Origin of the sequence: Pseudomonas alvandae, assembly GCF_019141525.1 — a bacterium.
GTDB classification, from domain to species: domain Bacteria; phylum Pseudomonadota; class Gammaproteobacteria; order Pseudomonadales; family Pseudomonadaceae; genus Aquipseudomonas; species Aquipseudomonas alvandae.
In genome coordinates this window covers 1,265,487-1,284,002 of record NZ_CP077080.1, presented here as the reverse complement: position 1 = coordinate 1,284,002, position 18,516 = coordinate 1,265,487, and the positions used below count along the sequence as shown (strand labels likewise).

At 61.1% G+C, this 18,516-nt stretch carries 17 protein-coding genes; 6 read left to right on the top strand and 11 right to left on the bottom strand.

From position 1 onward, the window contains the following. Positions 1-96: 96 nt before the first annotated feature. Positions 97-579, bottom strand: a complete 483-nt coding sequence (locus KSS97_RS05605; RefSeq protein WP_030139878.1) for a glutathione peroxidase — start codon at positions 577-579, stop codon at positions 97-99. A gap of 120 nt (positions 580-699) precedes the next feature. Beyond that, positions 700-1,185 (bottom strand): FKBP-type peptidyl-prolyl cis-trans isomerase, encoded by a 486-nt coding sequence (locus tag KSS97_RS05600; RefSeq protein ID WP_030139877.1) that lies wholly within the window; start codon positions 1,183-1,185, stop codon positions 700-702. Here KSS97_RS05600 and KSS97_RS05595 point away from each other — a divergent pair. From KSS97_RS05595 to yihG, 3 genes are all read left to right on the top strand, one after another. Then, positions 1,154-1,492 carry a DUF3565 domain-containing protein gene (locus tag KSS97_RS05595; RefSeq protein WP_080628553.1) on the top strand — a complete coding sequence of 113 codons (339 nt, stop codon included), beginning with the start codon at positions 1,154-1,156 and terminating at the stop codon, positions 1,490-1,492. The genes KSS97_RS05600 and KSS97_RS05595 overlap by 32 nt on opposite strands. Before the next feature lie 89 nt (positions 1,493-1,581). Then, complete coding sequence (gene pta / locus KSS97_RS05590; RefSeq protein ID WP_030139875.1) at positions 1,582-3,681, top strand: phosphate acetyltransferase; 2,100 nt, start codon at positions 1,582-1,584, stop codon at positions 3,679-3,681. A 3-nt stretch (positions 3,682-3,684) separates the two neighbouring features. Beyond that, entirely contained in the window at positions 3,685-4,593 is a 909-nt protein-coding gene (yihG, locus tag KSS97_RS05585) for a 1-acylglycerol-3-phosphate O-acyltransferase, YihG family (protein ID WP_198797763.1), read from the top strand. 185 nt (positions 4,594-4,778) lie between these two features. Here the strand turns inward: yihG and cysN are convergent, their stop codons facing one another. The 4 genes from cysN to KSS97_RS05565 all read right to left on the bottom strand — a co-directional run bounded on the left by cysN (position 4,779) and on the right by KSS97_RS05565 (position 9,117). After that, positions 4,779-6,677 carry a sulfate adenylyltransferase subunit CysN gene (cysN, locus tag KSS97_RS05580; protein WP_217861263.1) on the bottom strand — a complete coding sequence of 633 codons (1,899 nt, stop codon included), beginning with the start codon at positions 6,675-6,677 and terminating at the stop codon, positions 4,779-4,781. 53 nt (positions 6,678-6,730) lie between these two features. Continuing rightward, positions 6,731-7,072: a four helix bundle protein gene (locus tag KSS97_RS05575; RefSeq protein WP_030139872.1), complete on the bottom strand. Its 342-nt coding sequence runs from the start codon at positions 7,070-7,072 to the stop codon at positions 6,731-6,733. Positions 7,073-7,175: 103 nt separating this feature from the next. Then, on the bottom strand, positions 7,176-8,093 hold the full coding sequence (gene cysD, locus KSS97_RS05570) for a sulfate adenylyltransferase subunit CysD (protein ID WP_030139871.1): 918 nt from the start codon (positions 8,091-8,093) through the stop codon (positions 7,176-7,178). Between the two features lie 265 nt (positions 8,094-8,358). Beyond that, a complete protein-coding gene (locus KSS97_RS05565; protein ID WP_030139870.1) occupies positions 8,359-9,117 on the bottom strand; it encodes a Nif3-like dinuclear metal center hexameric protein in 759 nt (252 codons plus the stop codon). A 105-nt stretch (positions 9,118-9,222) separates the two neighbouring features. Between KSS97_RS05565 and algW the strand changes: the two genes are divergently transcribed. From algW to KSS97_RS05550, 3 genes are all read left to right on the top strand, one after another. Beyond that, positions 9,223-10,383: a Do family serine endopeptidase AlgW gene (gene algW / locus KSS97_RS05560; protein WP_198797764.1), complete on the top strand. Its 1,161-nt coding sequence runs from the start codon at positions 9,223-9,225 to the stop codon at positions 10,381-10,383. Between the two features lie 262 nt (positions 10,384-10,645). Further along, positions 10,646-12,751, top strand: coding sequence for a TonB-dependent siderophore receptor (locus tag KSS97_RS05555; protein WP_217861262.1), 2,106 nt, complete (start codon positions 10,646-10,648; stop codon positions 12,749-12,751). A gap of 11 nt (positions 12,752-12,762) precedes the next feature. Then, on the top strand, positions 12,763-13,482 hold the full coding sequence (locus tag KSS97_RS05550; RefSeq protein ID WP_217861261.1) for a DUF4198 domain-containing protein: 720 nt from the start codon (positions 12,763-12,765) through the stop codon (positions 13,480-13,482). A gap of 204 nt (positions 13,483-13,686) precedes the next feature. Here KSS97_RS05550 and hisC read toward each other — a convergent pair whose 3' ends face one another. The 5 genes from hisC to KSS97_RS05525 all read right to left on the bottom strand — a co-directional run bounded on the left by hisC (position 13,687) and on the right by KSS97_RS05525 (position 18,481). After that, the gene (gene hisC / locus KSS97_RS05545) at positions 13,687-14,739 is read right to left on the bottom strand and encodes a histidinol-phosphate transaminase (protein WP_198797767.1); all 1,053 of its coding nucleotides are present in this window, start codon (positions 14,737-14,739) and stop codon (positions 13,687-13,689) included. 1 nt (position 14,740) lies between these two features. Beyond that, entirely contained in the window at positions 14,741-16,066 is a 1,326-nt protein-coding gene (gene hisD, locus KSS97_RS05540) for a histidinol dehydrogenase (RefSeq protein ID WP_217861260.1), read from the bottom strand. A gap of 123 nt (positions 16,067-16,189) precedes the next feature. Continuing rightward, complete coding sequence (gene hisG, locus KSS97_RS05535; protein ID WP_030139865.1) at positions 16,190-16,825, bottom strand: ATP phosphoribosyltransferase; 636 nt, start codon at positions 16,823-16,825, stop codon at positions 16,190-16,192. Positions 16,826-16,953: 128 nt separating this feature from the next. Continuing rightward, positions 16,954-18,219 carry a UDP-N-acetylglucosamine 1-carboxyvinyltransferase gene (gene murA, locus KSS97_RS05530; protein WP_030139864.1) on the bottom strand — a complete coding sequence of 422 codons (1,266 nt, stop codon included), beginning with the start codon at positions 18,217-18,219 and terminating at the stop codon, positions 16,954-16,956. Positions 18,220-18,241: 22 nt separating this feature from the next. Continuing rightward, the gene (locus KSS97_RS05525) at positions 18,242-18,481 is read right to left on the bottom strand and encodes a BolA family protein (protein ID WP_003221710.1); all 240 of its coding nucleotides are present in this window, start codon (positions 18,479-18,481) and stop codon (positions 18,242-18,244) included. Positions 18,482-18,516 lie beyond the last annotated feature (35 nt).

Here is an 18,516-nt window from a genome sequence, read left to right as displayed (position 1 = left end):
GCTCGATCAGCCTGGCACACCGAGATATCCCGTTTTAGGGCTGCTACGCAGCCCAGCGGGGATAAATCCCCTCGCCACAAGGGCTCAGCGTATGGCTTAGCCCAGCGCTTTCTCGATCGCCTGGATCACGGCAGGATCATCCGGCGTAGTACGCGGCGAGAACCGTGCCAGCACCCGGCCGTCCTTGCCGAGCAGGAATTTTTCGAAATTCCAGGTGATGTCTCCTGGGAACTCGGCCCCTTCGCCCGCCAGCAGGCGGTACAGCTGATGACGGTCAGGACCGTTCACTTCCAGCTTGCTGGCCAACGGAAATGTCACGCCATAGTTGAGGCTGCAGAATTCCTGGATTTCCTGCTCGGTTCCCGGCTCCTGTCCGGCGAACTGATTGCAGGGCAGGCCCAGCACACTGAAGCCCCGGGCCTTATATTGCTGATAGAGATTTTCCAGTGCCGCGTACTGAGGCGTCAGGCCACATTTGGAGGCGACGTTGACCACCAGCACGACTTGTCCCTTGAACGGCGCCAGAGCAAGCTCCTGACCATCCAGGGTTTTCAATTTCAGGTCGTGGAAAGCACTCATGACGAACTCCAATTCGCAGATCTTTTCGAAACAGCCGTGGTTGATGCTAACAGCAAGTGACTAAAAAGGCGCCGTACGGCGCCTTTCCAGTTCACTGGTTACCTGAGCGTAGCGCAGAAATCAGTGGTGATGGCCGCCTTCGCCATGGACGTGACCATGGGCGATTTCTTCCTGGCTGGCATCACGGATGTCGACGATCTTGACCTGGAAGTTCAAGCGCTGGCCGGCCAGCGGGTGGTTGCCGTCAACGGTCACGTCGTCGCCGTCCAGGTCGCGGATGGTCACGATCTGCATCTGGCCATCGGGGGCGGAAGCGTGGAACTGCATGCCCACTTCCAGCTCATCCACACCTTCGAACATGCTGCGGCTCAAGGTGCTGACCAGTTCAGCGGAGTACTCGCCATAGGCGTCTTCCGGCTCGACGGCCACAGTCAGCTCGTCACCGGTGGATTTGCCTTCCAGGGCTTTTTCCAGGCCCTGGATGATGTTGCCTGCACCATGCAGGTAGACCAGCGGAGCGCCGCCGGCAGAGCTGTCGATGACCTCACCAGCGTCGTTGGTCAGGGTATAGTCGATGGAGACAGCCTTATTGGCGGCGATCAGCATGGGGCGAGACCTTTTGCATAAGAATGAAGAACGGACAAGTCTAAACAAGGATTTGCCCGAAAGCGAACGGAACCCGGACAAACGGGCTAGCGCGAACAGACCGACGGTCACGGGCTTCCATCAGGATGAAGAAGGGCACTGGGTAGCCGAGCTGTCCTGCGGCCACACCCAGCATCTGCGCCACCAGCCACCGTGGCAGTCCCGGGCCTGGGTGCTGGACCCTGCGCAACGTATTGAAAAATTAGGCCAGCCCTTTGATTGCGGCTGGTGCGCTCAGGGCCCGGTTAGCGATAACCTTGGCGACTGAATTGTGGGTAGACGACCAGCCATAGGTCGCGCCCTGGTGTCCTGTTGCACAAATACAGGACACTCGTCATGCACCCTTAGAGAATCCGCATGCAAACTTTTTTTATCGCGCCCACCGATTTTGGTGTGGGTCTGACCTCCATCAGCCTCGGGCTGGTGCGTACCCTTGAACGGGCCGGGCTGAAAGTCGGCTTCTTCAAACCCATCGCCCAGCCTCACCCTGGCGATACCGGCCCGGAACGTTCCACCGAACTGGTGGCCCGCACCCATGGCCTCAAACCGCCACAGCCGCTGGGCCTGGCCCACGTGGAGCGCATGCTCGGCGATGGCCAGCTCGACGAACTGCTGGAAGAGATCATCACCCTGTACCAGCAGGCCGCCATCGGCAAGGACGTGCTGGTCGTCGAAGGCATGGTCCCGACCCGCAGCGCCAGTTATGCCGCACGGGTCAACCTGCACTTGGCCAAGAGCCTGGACGCCGAAGTCATCCTGGTGTCGGCGCCGGAAAACGAAGTGCTGACGGAGCTGTCCGGTCGCGTCGAGTTGCAGGCGCAGCTGTTTGGCGGGCCAAAGGACCCGAAAGTCCTCGGCGTGATCCTGAACAAGGTTCGCACCGACGAGAGCATGGAGGCGTTCACCGCCCGGCTCAAGGAGCACTCGCCGTTGCTGCGCAGCGGCGACTTCCGCCTGCTCGGCTGCATCCCCTTCCGCCCCGAACTCAACGCCCCGCGCACCCGCGACGTCGCGGACCTGATGGGCGCGCAGGTGCTTAACGCCGGCGACTACGAAACCCGACGCATGAGCAACGTCATCATTTGTGCCCGCACCATGCGCAACACGGTAGAACTGCTCAAGCCCGGCGTGCTGGTGGTAACCCCCGGGGATCGCGACGACATCATCCTGGCCGTGAGCCTGGCGGCGATCAATGGCGTGCCGCTGGCCGGCCTGTTGTTGACCAGCGACACCCTGCCCGATCCGCGCATCATGGAGCTGTGCCGTGGCGCCTTGCAGGCGGGCTTGCCTGTACTGTCGGTGAGCACCGGCTCCTATGATACCGCCAACCTGCTCCACGGCCTGAACAAGGAAATCCCGATCGATGACCGCGAACGCGCGGAGATCATCACCGATTTCGTCGCCAGTCACCTGGACGCCAAATGGCTGCACCAGCGCTGCGGCACGCCACGGGAGATGCGCCTGTCGCCCGCGGTGTTCCGCTATCAATTGATCCAGCGTGCCCAGTCCGCCAACAAACGGATCGTGTTGCCCGAAGGCAGCGAACCGCTGACCGTCCAGGCCGCTGCCATTTGCCAGGCCCGAGGCATCGCCCGCTGCGTATTGCTGGCGAAACCGGCCGACGTCGAAGCAGTGGCCCGCGCCCAAGGCATCGAACTGCCGCCGGGGTTGGAGATTCTCGACCCGGACGCGATTCGCGAACGTTACGTCGAGCCGATGGTGCGGCTGCGCAAGAGCAAAAGCCTGAACGCACCGATGGCCGAGCAACAATTGGAAGACACCGTGGTCATCGGCACCATGATGCTGGCGCTGGATGAAGTGGACGGGCTGGTTTCGGGCGTCATTCATTCCACCGCCAACACCATCCGCCCGGCACTGCAACTGATCAAGACCGCGCCGGGCTGTTCGCTGGTGTCGTCGGTGTTTTTCATGCTGTTTCCCGAAGAAGTCCTGGTCTACGGCGACTGTGTGATGAACCCACACCCGAGCGCGGCGGAGCTGGCGGAAATCGCCTTGCAAAGCGCCGACTCGGCGGCGGCGTTCGGCATTACGCCGCGGGTGGCGATGCTCAGCTATTCCAGCGGCGAGTCGGCCAGTGGCGAAGAAGTGGAAAAAGTCCGCGAAGCCACCCTGCTCGCCCACGAGGCCCAACACGGTTTGTTGATCGACGGCCCGTTGCAATACGACGCCGCCGCCAACGAAACCGTGGCACGGCAACTGGCGCCCAACAGCCAGGTGGCGGGCCGGGCTACGGTGTTCATCTTCCCGGACCTGAACACCGGCAACACCACCCACAAAGCCGTACAACGCAGCGCCGATTGCGTCAGCCTCGGGCCAATGCTGCAAGGCCTGCGCAAACCGGTGAACGACTTGCCGCGCGGCGCCCAGGTCGACGACATCGTGTACACCATCGCCCTGACCGCGATCCAGGCCGCCAACCGCCCCATGGATATTTGATCAATGCTGGATTTCCTGCCTGTCCCCTTGCGCGGCGTCATTGCCTCGCTGCTGTTGGCGCTCAATACCATCGCCTGCTGCACACCGCTGTTCATCGTGGCGATTTTCAAACTGCTGCTGCCCTTCCCCGCCGCCCAGCGCTTCACCGACTGGCTGATGAGCCATATCCACGAAGCCTGGATCAGCAACAACAAGGCGTGGATGAACCTGGTGCGCCCTACCCGCTGGCATCTAAGCGGCTTGGACGGCCTCGATTACCAGCATTCGTATCTGGTCACCAGCAATCACCAGAGCTGGGTCGACATCATGGTGTTGCAGTACGTGCTGAACCGACGCATCCGCCCGTTGAAATTTTTCCTCAAGCAAGAGTTGATCTGGGTGCCGGTGATCGGCCTGGCCTGGTGGGCGCTGGGCTTTCCGTTCATGAAGCGCTACTCCAAGGCTTACCTGGAAAAGCATCCGGAGAAGAAAGGCAAGGACCTGGAAACCACCCGCAAGACCTGTGCGAAGTTCCGCAACAACCCGGTGGGCATCTTCAATTTCGTCGAGGGCACGCGCTTTACCGAAGACAAGCATGCCCAGCAACAGTCACCGTTTCGCTACCTGCTCAAGCCCAAGGCTGGCGGCATCGCGTTCGTGCTTGATGCGATGGGTGAGCAACTGGAGTCGATCATCAACGTGACCATCCATTATCCGGGCGGTCGCCCGGGGTACTGGGATTTGCTCTGCGGCAACGTTGGCGAGGTGGTGGTGCATTTCCAAGAGTTGAAGATACCGCCGCAGTTCATCGGCAAAAGCTACGACCAGGACGGGGACTATCGCCTGGAGTTCCAGGGCTGGATCAACCAGTTGTGGCAGGACAAGGATGCGTTGCTGGAGCAGATGCATCGCGAGTACCCCGCCAAGTCCTGAGGGGGCTGCACTGGCCTCATCGCGAGCAAGCTCGCTCCCACAATAGATCGTGGTGTTCATACATACCCTGTGGGAGCGAGCTTGCTCGCGATGGCGTCCTTCCAGATAACAAAAAGCCCGCCGATGATCACTCACCTGCGGGCTTTTACTTGCCGCTTGAAGCTAGAAGCTTGCAGCTGTTTCCCTTAGATCGCCCCACGCTTGCGCAGCAAATCCAGCACCTGCTTGACGCTTTCTTCCAACGTCAGCGATTGCGTGTCGATCACCAGGTCAGCATCCAGCGGCACATCGTACGGGAAGGACTCGCCCGGGATGTTATCCCCGGCAGCCGCGTACAGCCCTTGCGGATCACGCTGGGCGCATACCGCTGGCGAGGCCTGGACGTAGACCGTCAACAGCCGCTCGCGGCCGATCAGGTCCTTGGCCTGTTCACGCCCTTCGGCGCTTGGTGCAACGAACGCGGCCAGGGTCAGCAGGCCGGCTTCGTTGAACTGGCGGGCGACGTGGGCCGCACGGCGCCAATTTTCGGTACGCCCGCTGCGATCCTGCGGCAGGCCTTTGTTCAGGTCGTGACGCAGGTTCTGCCCGTCGAGCACGAACACTGCGCGGCCCATGTCGAACAGCTTGCGTTCCACCGCGTAGGCCAGCGTGCTCTTGCCCGCGCCCGACAGGCCGCTGAACAGCACCGTGGCCGGCTGTTGGCCGAAGCGTTGGGTACGTTCTTCCACCGACACATGGGCCAGCTTGCCGTGGTGGGTGCTGCTGCCATGGGCCAGCGGCTGGGCCACGATCATGCCCGCGCCGACGGTACCGTTGGTCAGGCGGTCGATGACGATGAACGCGCCGGTGGTGCGATTGCTCTCGTAACCGTCCAGGGCGATCGGCGCATCCAGGGCGATCTTCACCTTGCCGATTTCGTTGAGTTGCAACGCGCTGGCCGGACCTTCTTCCAAGGTATTCACATCGACCTTGTTGACGATGCTGGCGATCGAACCGGGTACGTAGCTGGTGGCGCGCTTGATGTCGTATTTCTTGCCTGGCAGCATCGGCTCTTCGGCCATCCACACCAGCATCGCTTCGAAGCTGTCGGTGACCGGCGGCACGTTGTCGGCATGCACCAACAGGTCGCCACGGGAGATGTCGATCTCGTCTTCCATGGTCAGCGTGACGGCTTGGCCCGGACCGGCATGTTCCAGCTCACCCTCGAAGGTGACGATGGATTTCACGCGGCTGCTCTTGCCCGACGGCAACACCACCACTTCGTCGCCCTTGTGCACGATGCCGCTGGCAAGGGTGCCGGCGAAACCGCGGAAGTTCAGGTTCGGACGGTTGACGTATTGCACCGGGAAACGCAGGTCGGTGAAGTTGCGGTCGCCCGCCACTTCCACGGTCTCGAGGATTTCCATCAGCGACTGGCCGGTGTACCACGGCGAACGCTCGGACTTGTTCACCACGTTGTCACCCTTGAGGGCCGACATCGGCACGAAGTGCATGCTGGTGGGCTTCATCTTCAAGCCTTCGGCGAACTTCAGGTAGTCGGCCTTGATCGACTCGAACACGCCCTGGTCGAAGTTCTTGAGGTCCATCTTGTTGATGGCCACGACAATGTGCTTGATGCCCAGCAACGAGGCGATGAAGCTGTGGCGACGGGTCTGGGTCTGCACGCCGTAGCGCGCGTCGACCAGGATGATCGCCAGGTCACAGGTAGAGGCACCGGTGGCCATGTTGCGGGTGTACTGCTCATGGCCGGGGGTGTCGGCGATGATGAATTTGCGCTTGGCGGTGGAGAAATAGCGGTACGCGACATCGATGGTGATGCCTTGCTCGCGCTCGGCCTGCAGGCCATCGACCAGCAGCGCCAGGTCGATATCGTCCCCGGTGGTGCCGACTTTCTTCGAATCGCGGGTAATGGCTTCCAGATGATCTTCGTAGATCATCTTGGAGTCGTGCAGCAGGCGCCCGATCAGGGTGCTCTTGCCGTCGTCGACGTTACCGCAGGTCAGAAAGCGCAGCAGCTCTTTACGCTCGTGCTGGCCCAGGTAGGCGAGGATGTCCTCGCTGATCAAATCAGATTGATGGCTCATTGTGTTCAAGCTCCGAGCTGTAAGCTTCAAGCGGCAAGCTTGTCGGCGTACAGCTAGTCAGAAATTTTGTTGATCAAGCCGCAGAGCATTTTTGAGAGCTCGCGAGTTTCTGCAATCCAGTTATCAGCCAGCGGTTGGGCGATGTAAGCAATGTCGCTGCCTATGAGGATCTGTGTTCGTAACTCTCCACAAGAAGCCTTCGCGATCCAAAGAAAACGTACCTTTTCTTTGGCGCTGCGACGCTCCATCCCCTCAGCAATATTGGAGGGCACCGAAAGTGCTGAGCGGGTGACTTGATCCTTGAAACCAAGGTCCCTGCATGGGGCAAACTCCCGGTAGATTTCCACCGCCAGACACTTGCTTCTCTGCCAAACAACCAACTTTTCGAAATCCATTTACGAGTCACTCATTCGCGGCTCGCAACAACCGGCTGCAAGCACAAGCTGCAAATTACGCATACCGCCTTTAACTTGCAGCTTGCAGCTTGTAACTCGAAGCTTAAAAGTACCCCTGCCGTTTTTTATCTTCCATCGAGCCTGCGCCATCGTGGTCGATGACCCGGCCCTGGCGCTCGGAAGTTCGCGTCAGGAGCATTTCCTGGATGATGTCCGTCAGGCTCTCGGCCTCGGACTCCACCGCGCCCGTCAACGGGTAGCAGCCAAGGGTACGGAAACGCACTTTCTTCTTGACGATACGGGCCTTGTCTTCGTCGGACAGGTGCTCGAGGATGCGCTCGTCGTCGATCATGATCAGCGTGCCGTTCTTCTCGATCACTTCACGCTCGGCGGCGAAGTACAGCGGCACGATCGGGATGCCTTCGAGGTAGATGTACTGCCAGATGTCCAATTCGGTCCAGTTCGACAGCGGGAATACGCGGATCGACTCGCCTTTGTTGACCTTGCCGTTGTAGACGTTCCACAACTCTGGGCGCTGGTTCTTCGGGTCCCAGCGGTGCTTGCTGTCACGGAACGAGTAGACGCGCTCCTTGGCGCGGGATTTCTCTTCATCGCGACGGGCGCCACCGAAGGCTGCGTCGAAACCATGCTTGTCGAGCGCCTGTTTCAGGCCCTCGGTCTTCATGATGTCGGTGTGCTTGGCACTGCCGTGGGTGAACGGGTTGATGTTCTGCGCCACGCCGTCCGGGTTGATATGGGTGATCAAGTCCAGGCCAAGCTCTTCGACCATGCGGTCGCGGAACTTGTACATCTCCTGGAATTTCCAGCGGGTATCGACGTGCATCACCGGAAACGGCAGCTTGCCGGGGAAGAACGCCTTGCGTGCCAGGTGCAGCATCACGGCGGAGTCTTTACCGATGGAGTACAGCATCACCGGGTTATCGAACTCGGCGGCCACCTCGCGGATGATGTGGATGCTTTCCGCCTCCAGCTGTTTCAGATGCGTCAGTTTGTCGACCATGGCTACTCACGAAAGCTTTCTTATGAACGGCCAGCGGGCCGTGTTCGAGCGGGGAATCCTAGCACAGCGACCTCTTCTAATCAGGGCGCCAACTAGATCGAAACAGCATATGGATATGCCTGCCGGTTCGGGTGCTGTGGGCTTTTTGTGGGAGCGGGCTTGCTCGCGAATGCGCTGTGCCAGTCAACACTTTCGGCAACTGACCCACCGCCTTCGCGAGCAAGCCCGCTCCCACACAAGCTCGCTCCCATAGGGTTATAAGCAGTCAGATCGGATTCGGGCAATCGATGAAGATGTGCTCCAGGGCAAAACGCCGCGCCAGGTAATCTCCCAGCGCTTGGACGCCGTAGCGCTCGGTCGCATGGTGCCCGGCGGCGATGAAGCTGATACCGTTTTCCCGCGCGCTGTGGAACGTCTGCTCCGATGCCTCGCCACTGAGATACAGATCAACCCCCGCCAGCACCGCCTGGTCGATGTAACCCTGGCCGCCACCCGTGCACCAGCCGACCCGGCGGATCATCTGCTCGCCTTCGATCAGCAACGGCTCGCGGCCCATGGCTTCCTGGACCCGGCGGGCAAAGTCCCGAGGCGTCATCGGTTCGGACAGGGAACCGACCAGGCCGACAACCTTGGGATTATCCGGATCCAGCGGCCCTTCGACAGTGATGTCCAGCTGACGGGCCAACTGCACGTTGTTGCCGACCTCGGCGTGCAAGTCCAACGGCAAGTGATAGGCCAACAGGCTGATGTCGTGCTTGAGCAACGTCTTGAGCCGGCGCTGCTTCATCCCGGTGATACAGGGGTTTTCACCTTTCCAGAAATAACCGTGATGCACCAGTATCAGGTCGGCGTCGGCTTCGACGGCTGCATCGAGCAAGGCCTGGCTGGCCGTCACACCGCTGACGATACGCATGACTTGCGGGGCGCCTTCGACTTGCAGGCCGTTGGGGCAATAATCGGCAATCCGGCTGCTTGCCAGGTAACGGTCCGCTTCTTCGACCAGGGTGCTCAGGGCGACAGCCATGAAAAGAACTCCTAAATATCCCGTTCAGAGGCGCGCGCGGCCTCGTATAATGCGCGACATTATGGGCGGTCTCATACCGCCTGCAACCTTTGTAGGACGTGCTTAATGCTCAAGGCGCTGCGTTTTTCCGGCTGGCCGCTGTTGGCTGGCGTGCTTGTCGCTCTCCTGATTATCCAGCGCTACCCCGAATGGGTCGGGTTGCCAAGCCTTGACGTCAACCTGCAGCAAGCGCCGCAAACCAAAGCCGTGCAGCAGGGGCCGGTGTCCTACGCCGACGCCGTGACCACCGCCGCACCGGCCGTGGTGAACCTGTACACCACCAAGGTCATCAACAAACCCAACCATCCGCTGTTCGAAGACCCGCAGTTCCGGCGTTTCTTCGGTGACAACTCGCCCAAGCAGAAGCGCATGGAGTCGAGCCTGGGTTCGGGTGTGATCATGAGTCCGGAAGGCTATATCCTGACCAACAACCACGTCACCAGCGGTGCCGACCAGATTGTCGTGGCGCTCAAGGATGGCCGTGAAACCCTGGCCCGGGTGATTGGCAGCGATCCGGAAACCGACCTCGCGGTGCTGAAGATCGATTTGAAGAACCTGCCGGCCATTACCATCGGCCGCTCCGACAGCATTCGCATCGGCGACGTGGCCCTGGCGATCGGCAACCCGTTTGGCGTCGGCCAGACCGTGACCATGGGCATCATCAGTGCCACCGGTCGCAACCAGCTGGGCCTGAACAACTACGAAGACTTCATCCAGACCGACGCCGCGATCAACCCCGGCAATTCCGGCGGCGCGCTGGTGGATGCCAATGGCAACCTCACCGGGATCAACACGGCGATCTTCTCCAAGTCCGGCGGCAGCCAAGGCATTGGCTTTGCCATTCCGGTGAAGCTGGCAATGGAGGTGATGAAATCCATCATTGAACACGGCCAGGTGATTCGTGGCTGGCTGGGCATTGAAGTACAACCGCTGACCCAGGAACTGGCGGAGTCATTCGGCTTGTCCGGGCGGCCCGGCATCGTGGTAGCCGGAATCTTCCGCGACGGCCCGGCACAGAAGGCCGGTCTGCAACTGGGCGACGTGATCCTGAGCATCGACGGAGAACCGGCGGGGGATGGCCGTCGCTCGATGAACCAGGTGGCCCGGATCAAACCCACCGACAAGGTGACGATCCAAGTCATGCGCAACGGCAAGGAGCTCAAGCTCACGGCTGAGATCGGCCTGCGCCCGCCGCCAGCACCGGTGGTGCTTAAGGAAGAACAGTAAAACTCCATCCCCTGTGGCGAGGGAGCTTGCTCCCGCTGGGTCGCGCAGCGGCCCTAAAACCTGTCACCTCAAAATATCAGACCGACCGCATCCGATCCTGTTGGGGCTGCTACGCCCGAAGCGTCGGACCGACCCAGCGGGAGCAAGCTCCCTCGCCACAAAAACGGCGTTCGACTCAATTTTTTCCTGAAAAATAGAGATAGCATAAATTCTCATTAGTAGTGTTATATTGTTTCAATTCTAGCAATTGGAACAACATAACATGTCATCCCTGAAACGGATTTCCGCTGCCAGTCTCGCGCTGGGCCTGCTTGGCGACCCCGCCCTCGCCGAAGAAATCCAACCGCTGGAACTGGACGCCATCAACGTGACGTCCGACTACGAATCCCCCACCGGCCCCGTCTCGGGCTACCGGGCGACCCGTTCCGCCAGCGCCACCAAGACCGACACAGCTTTGCGCGACGTCCCGCAATCGATCAGCGTCATTCCCGCCAGCGTGCTCAAGGACCTCGGCACCACCCATGTCGAACGAGCGCTGGAATACGCCGGCGGCGTATCGAAGCAGAACAACTTCGGCGGCCTGACCCTCTACGAATACAGCGTGCGCGGCTTCACGACATCGGAATTCTACAAGGACGGTTTCAGCGCCAACCGCGGTTATCCGAGCACCCCGGATGCGGCCAACATCGAGCGCATCGAAGTACTAAAAGGCCCGGCGGCCAGCCTCTATGGCCGCGGTGATCCGGGCGGTACGGTAAACATCGTCACCAAGAAACCCCAACCGGAAGCCTTTACCACATTACAAACCAGCGCCGGCAGCTGGGATCGCTACCGAACCGCCCTGGACGTCAATACGCCGCTGGACGCCGAAGGTAACGTGTTGTCACGGGTCAACCTGGCAGTGGAGGACAACAACAGCTTTCGCGACCATGTCGACAGCAAGCGCGTCTTCGTCGCGCCTTCCCTCAGTTGGCAACTGAACCCGGACACACGCTTGCTGGTGGAAAGCGAAATCGTTCGCCACAGTTCGACATTCGACCGAGGCGTTGTCGCCCCGAACAATCGCTGGAGCGGCGTGTCCCGCTCGACTTTTTTGGGCGAACCCAACGACGGCGACATCGACAACCACAACAACATGCTCCAGGCCGCTCTTGAACATCAGCTCAACGACGCCTGGCAATTGCGCCTGGCCAGCCATTACAAGCAGGGTGAACTCTGGGGATTCGCTTCGGAAGCGCGCCCGCTGAACGCTGACGGCCACACGGTGAACCGCCGCTACCGTGAGCGCGACAACAATTGGCACGACAGCATCACCCAACTTGAATTGCGCGGCCTCTTCGACCTCGGTCCCTGGCAGCACGAATTGTTGATCGGCACGGAATACGAGGATTACCGCAAGAACGAGCGCGTGACGACCATCGCTGGCGGCGCCTATCCGATCGACATCTACGACCCGATCTACGGCCAGCCCAAACCGAACGGCACGCGCTCCGGCACGGACTTCTTCGAGCATGTCGAAAGCAGGGCCGTAAACCTGCAGGACCAGATCGTCTTCACCGACGAACTGCGCGGCCTGCTCGGCGTGCGCTACGAACATTTCGAGCAAAGCATCGACAACCACGTCAACGACGTGACCAGCCGCCAACGCCATGACGCCCTGACGCAGCGGGCCGGCCTGTTGTATCAACTGACGCCAGAGGTCGGGCTGTTTACCAACATTTCCACTTCGTTCAAACCCAACAATGGCCTGGATGCCGATGGCAAGACTTTCAATCCGGAGGAAGGCGTTGGCTACGAAGCCGGAATCAAGAGCGAACTGTTCGGCAACCGCCTGAGCACCACGCTGGCGGCATTCCACATCGAGAAGGAAAACGTCCTGACGCAAGTCGCCGGGACCGACTTCAGTCGCGCCGTGGGCAAGGCCCGTAGCCAGGGCATCGACCTGCAGATGACCGGCCAGCTCACTGACGCGGTGCGAGTGATCGGCGCCTTCGCCTACATCGATGCAGAAGTCACCAAGGGCGACGAGGTCATCCCCTCGGGCAGCCGGATCCTCGGCGTCGCCAAGCGCAGCGGTAGCCTGCTCGGCGTCTACGAATTCCAGGATGGGCAGCTGCGCGGCTCGGATCTCGGCGCGGCGTTCACTTACGTCGGCGATCGCTCGGGTGAGGCCGGCAAGGACTTCGAACTGCCCGCCTACCACACCGTGGACCTGCTGGCCCACTACAAGGCCAGCGACACCGTCACCGTGGGCCTGAACCTGAACAACGTCTTCGACGAAAAATACTACGAACGCTCCTACAGCAATTATTGGGTCACTCCCGGCGATCCGCGCAACTTCACTGTCAGCCTCACCCTCGATCTATAAAGGAAGTCAGCATGAAATACCCCAAGACCTTCGCCCTGCTCGGCCTGTTCCTGGCCACCCAGGCTTCGGCCCACGGCCTGTGGACAGAGCAACGACGCGGCAACGTCGAAGTGATCTACGGTCATGGCGCCGAGGACAACGCCTTCAAAGCGCAGAAAATCAGTGGCGCCTGGGCCTACGACCTGGCAGGCAAGATGATTCCGGTCACGGTGGAACGCTTGCCAGACCACGCTCGCCTGCAGCCTCTCAAGCCGCCGGCCGTGCTGGCCGTCGCATTGGACAATGGCATGTGGTCGCAGACCGCTGACAAAAAATGGATCAACGAAGGCCGCAGCAAGGTGCCCGGGGCGATCGAGTCGACCCAAACCTTCAAGTACAGCCTGGCGATCTATGAACCGGGGGCGAAGCTGCCGAAGCTGGATCAGATCAAATTCGTCATCGTGCCGGAAATCGACCCGCTCACCGTCGGCCCCGGCCAGTCGTTACCGGTGCGGGTGCTGCTTGATGGCAAACCGGCGGCAGGGGTGAAATTGGTGGGGGACTACCGTAGCGCGCCGGGCACTGTGAGCACCGAAACCGATGCCGAAGGCCGAGCCAAGGTACTCGTGCGCAATGAGGGGCTGAACGTGATCGCCGCGCAGATGGAAATCCCGCTCAAGGACAACAAGGATGTCGCGACGCGCGGGGTGTTTACCTCGCTGACATTCCTTGGCGAGCCGCATCACGAGTAAGCGCTGAAATTGTGGGAGCTGATCTGGCCACTATCGCGAGCAAGCTCGCTCCCACAAAGGACTTCAGTGTCGCTGATCGTTAGGACGCCCTGAAATCAATGTGGGAGCGAGCTTGCTCGCGATGGCGTTGGGTCAGTCATCCTGGCGTTAACTGACACACAGCCTTCGCGAGCAAGCCCGCTCCCACAGGATCCATGCAGGGCTTTAGAGCTCGCCTAGGGCGTCGATCAGCGCCTGGTTCTGCTCCGGCGTGCCAATGCTGATCCGCAGGAACTGCGCGATGCGCTCCTGCTTGAAGTGCCGCACAATCACGCCTTGCTCACGCAGCTTCGCCGCCAGTCCCGCCGCGTCGTGCTTGGGATGGCGAGCAAAGATGAAGTTGGCCGCCGACGGCAGCACTTCAAAGCCCTTGGCTTGCAACTGGGCCACCACCCATTCGCGGTGCTCGATGACCAACCGGCAGGTGCGGTCGAAATACTCACGATCGTCGAATGCCGCCGCGCCGCCGACATTCGCCAGCCGATCCAACGGGTAGGAGTTGAAGCTGTTCTTGATCCGCTCCAGCGCTTCGATCAGGTCCGGATGGCCCACCGCCAAGCCCACGCGCAACCCCGCCAGCGAGCGAGACTTGGACAGGGTTTGCGTGACCAGCAGGTTTGGATAGCGGTCCACCAGGCTGATGGCTGTCTCGCCACCAAAATCGATATAAGCCTCGTCCACCACGACCACTGAATCCGGGCTCGCCTTGAGGATCTGCTCGACCGCTTCCAGCGCCAGCAGGCAACCGGTCGGCGCGTTCGGGTTGGGGAAAATGATCCCGCCGTTCGGCTTGGCATAGTCCGCCGGGGCAATGCGGAATTGCTCGTCCAGCGCAACCGCGTCGAACTGGATGCCGTACAGCCCGCAATAGACCGGGTAAAAGCTGTAGCTGATGTCCGGGAAGAGCACCGGCTGGTCGTGCTGCAGCAGGCCGTGAAAGATGTGCGCCAACACTTCGTCCGAACCATTGCCCAGGAATACCTGGTTGGTTTGCACACCGTAATACCGGGCGACGGCGCCTTTCAGCAGGTCGCTGTTGGGGTCCGGATACAGGCGCAGATTGTCATTGAGTTCGGTCTGCATCGCCGCGAGGGCCTTGGGCGACGGGCCGTAGGGATTCTCGTTGGTGTTGAGCTTGACCAGGCGGGTCAGCTTCGGCTGTTCGCCGGGCACATACGGCACCAGGTCCTTGACGAACGGGCTCCAGAATTTACTCATTTCAGTTCCCTTCCTGTTCGTCTTTGATGCGGTACTCGGCGCTGCGGGCGTGGGCGCTCAGCGATTCGCCACGGGCCAGCACCGAGGCAGTCTTGCCCAGTTCGGACGCGCCCTGCTCCGAGCAGAAAATGATCGATGAGCGCTTCTGGAAGTCATACACCCCCAGCGGCGACGAGAAGCGCGCGGTGCCGGAAGTGGGCAGTACGTGGTTCGGACCGGCGCAATAGTCGCCCAGCGCCTCGGAGGTGTGGCGGCCCATGAAGATCGCACCGGCATGGCGAATCTTCGGCAGCCAGGCTTGGGGATCGGCAACCGACAACTCCAGGTGTTCCGGCGCGATGCGGTTGGCGACTTCGATGGCCTGCTCCATGTCATCGACCTTGATCAGCGCACCACGGCCATTGATCGAGGTGTTGATGATTTCGGCGCGGTCCATGGTCGGCAGCAGCTTGTCGATGCTGGCGGCGACCTTGTCGAGGAACTCGGCGTCCGGGCTGACCAGGATCGCCTGGGCGTCCTCGTCGTGCTCGGCCTGGGAAAACAGGTCCATGGCGATCCAGTCCGGATCGGTCTGGCCGTCACACACCACGAGGATTTCCGAAGGGCCGGCGATCATGTCGATACCGACCTGGCCAAACACGTGGCGCTTGGCGGTGGCGACATAAATGTTGCCCGGGCCGACTACCTTGTCGACCCGCGGCACGCTTTCAGTACCGTAGGCCAAGGCGGCCACGGCCTGGGCGCCGCCGATGGTGAACACTCGGTCCACACCGGCGATACACGCGGCAGCCAACACCAGTTCGTTGATTTCGCCACGTGGGGTCGGGACGACCATGACCACTTCGGTCACGCCGGCGACCTTGGCCGGAATCGCGTTCATCAGCACCGAGGAGGGATAGGACGCCTTGCCGCCCGGCACATACAGGCCGGCGCGATCCAACGGCGTGACTTTCTGGCCCAGCACCGTGCCATCGGCTTCGGTGTAGCTCCACGAATCCTGCTTTTGTCGTTCGTGATAACTGCGCACCCGGGACGCGGCTTTTTCCAACGCTTCGCGCTGGGGCACGGTGATTCGGGTCAAGGCCAGTTCCAGGCGCTCGCGCGGCAGGATCAGGTCGGCCATCGAGGCAACTTGCAGGCCGTCGAACTTCTGGGTGAATTCCACCAGGGCCGCGTCGCCACGCTCGCGCACGGCCTTGATGATGTCCAGCACGCGCTGATTGACCGAATTGTCGGACACGCTCTCCCAGCTCAGCAGATGATCCAGATGATGTGCGAAATCCGGGTCGGCAGCGTTGAGTCGGCGAATCGAGGTGGGAGCGGTCATAGCGAGGGCCTCATTAATGGCAAATGCTCAGGCGCCCTAAGCTACCAGTCCATTCGCGTGGGCACCTGAGAAAATTGGCTATGACGCGGATAGACGGGCGCGACTCAAGGTCGCGCAGGTGAATCAGCCGCGGTGTCGCGATTCCACTGCCTTGCGCAGGGTATCGATCAGAGCCTGGATACGGGCGTGCTGCATTTTCATCGAAGCCTTGTTGACGATCAGCCGGGAGGTGATGTCGGCGATGAAATCCTGGGGCTCCAGGCCGTTGGCTCGCAACGTGTTGCCGGTGTCGACCACGTCGATGATCTTGTCCGCCAGGCCGATCAGCGGCGCCAGCTCCATCGAGCCGTAGAGCTTGATGATATCGACCTGGCGGCCTTGTTCGGCGTAGTAGCGCTTGGCGACGTTGACGAACTTGGTCGCTACCCGCAGGCGCCCCTTGGGTTCGGCTGCGCCAACCTTGCCAGCGGTCATCAGCTTGCAGCGGGCGATGCGCAGGTCCAGCGGCTCGTACAAGCCCTGGCCGCCGTATTCCATCAAGACGTCCTTGCCGGCAACGCCCAGGTCGGCGGCACCGTGTTCCACGTAAGTCGGCACATCGGTGGCGCGCACGATCAACAAGCGTACGTCGGCCTGGGTCGTGGGGATGATCAGCTTGCGGCTCTTGTCCGGATTCTCGGTCGGCACGATGCCTGCTTCAGCCAGAAGCGGCAGGGTGTCGTCAAGGATGCGGCCCTTGGACAGTGCGATGGTCAACATGGGAAACGTCAGTCCTTATCAAGGTACTCATGCCCGGTCGCAAGCGGCGCCGGACACACATCGAGGGTGAAACCACCCTCGATCTGAAACGAAATCAAAGGCGCGTCCTTGCGCCCATGCAGCCTGGACTAGCCCGGTACGCGGCGGATCTTGGCACCGAGCATCTGCAGCTTCTCTTCGATGCACTCGTAACCACGGTCGATGTGGTAGATGCGGTCGATCAGGGTGTCGCCTTCGGCGATCAAGGCCGAGATCACCAGGCTGGCCGAGGCACGCAGGTCGGTGGCCATGACTGGCGCGCCCTTGAGTTTCTCAGTGCCGGTGACGATGGCGGTGTTGCCTTCGACTTGGATCTTGGCGCCCATGCGGTGCAGCTCATAGACGTGCATGAAGCGGTTTTCGAAGATCGTCTCGATCACCGCGCCCGTGCCTTCGGCAATGGCGTTGAGGGAGATGAACTGCGCCTGCATGTCGGTTGGGAACGCCGGATACGGAGCCGTACGCACATTGACGGCTTTTGGCCGCTTGCCGTGCATATTCACTTCGATCCAGTCTTCGCCACAGGTGACTTCGGCGCCGGCTTCCTTGAGTTTTTCCAGGACCGCTTCAAGGATCGTCGGATCGGTGTCCTTGACCTTGACGCGGCCACCGGTGACGGCGGCGGCAACCAGGTAGGTACCGGTTTCAATACGGTCCGGCATCACTTTGTAAGTGGCCGAGTGCAGGCGCTCGACGCCATCGATGGTGATAGTGTCGGTGCCGGCACCGCTGATCTTGGCGCCCATGGCAATCAGGAAGTTCGCCAGGTCGACGACTTCGGGTTCGCGAGCGGCGTTTTGCAGCACGCTGCGGCCCTTGGCCAGTGCAGCGGCCATCATGATGTTCTCGGTACCGGTCACGCTGACGGTGTCGAAGAAGAAGTGCGCACCGCGCAAGCCGCCTTCCGGCGCCTTGGCCTTGATGTAGCCGCCTTCGACGTCGATCACCGCGCCCATGGCTTCCAGGCCACGGATGTGCAGGTCCACCGGACGCGAACCGATGGCGCAACCGCCAGGCAGCGCCACTTCGGCCTCACCGAAACGGGCGACCATCGGCCCCAATACCAGGATCGAGGCACGCATGGTCTTCACCAACTCGTACGGTGCGATCAGGGTCTTGATGGTGCGTGGGTCGATTTCGACGGCGAGCTTCTCGTCGATCACAGGCTCGATGCCCATGCGACCGAACAGCTCGATCATCGTGGTGATGTCGTGCAGGTGCGGCAGGTTGGCCACGGTCACCGGGCCATCGCACAGCAGGGTCGCGGCCAGGATCGGCAGCGCGGAGTTCTTTGCCCCGGAGATACGGATTTCGCCATCAAGGCGAACGCCGCCGGTAATAATCAATTTATCCATAAGAATCTCGACGCCCTTGGGCTCAGGTGCGCTCGGCCCAGGCCGCGCGGCTGAAAAATTTCATAGTGACCGCGTGGATGCTGCCATCGGCGATCCATGGGTTCAAATGGGCATAGATGCTCTGCTGACGCTTCACCGGGCTCAACGCCGCCAGTTCATCGCTGATCACATTCAGCTGGAAATTGCAGCCTTCGCCCTCAACTTCCACCTGCGTACCAGGCAGCTTTCCTTCAAGGAAGCTCTTCACTTCTACAGCCTGCATGCTCAACCTCAATCGGCGCCCTGTGCGCACGGGTC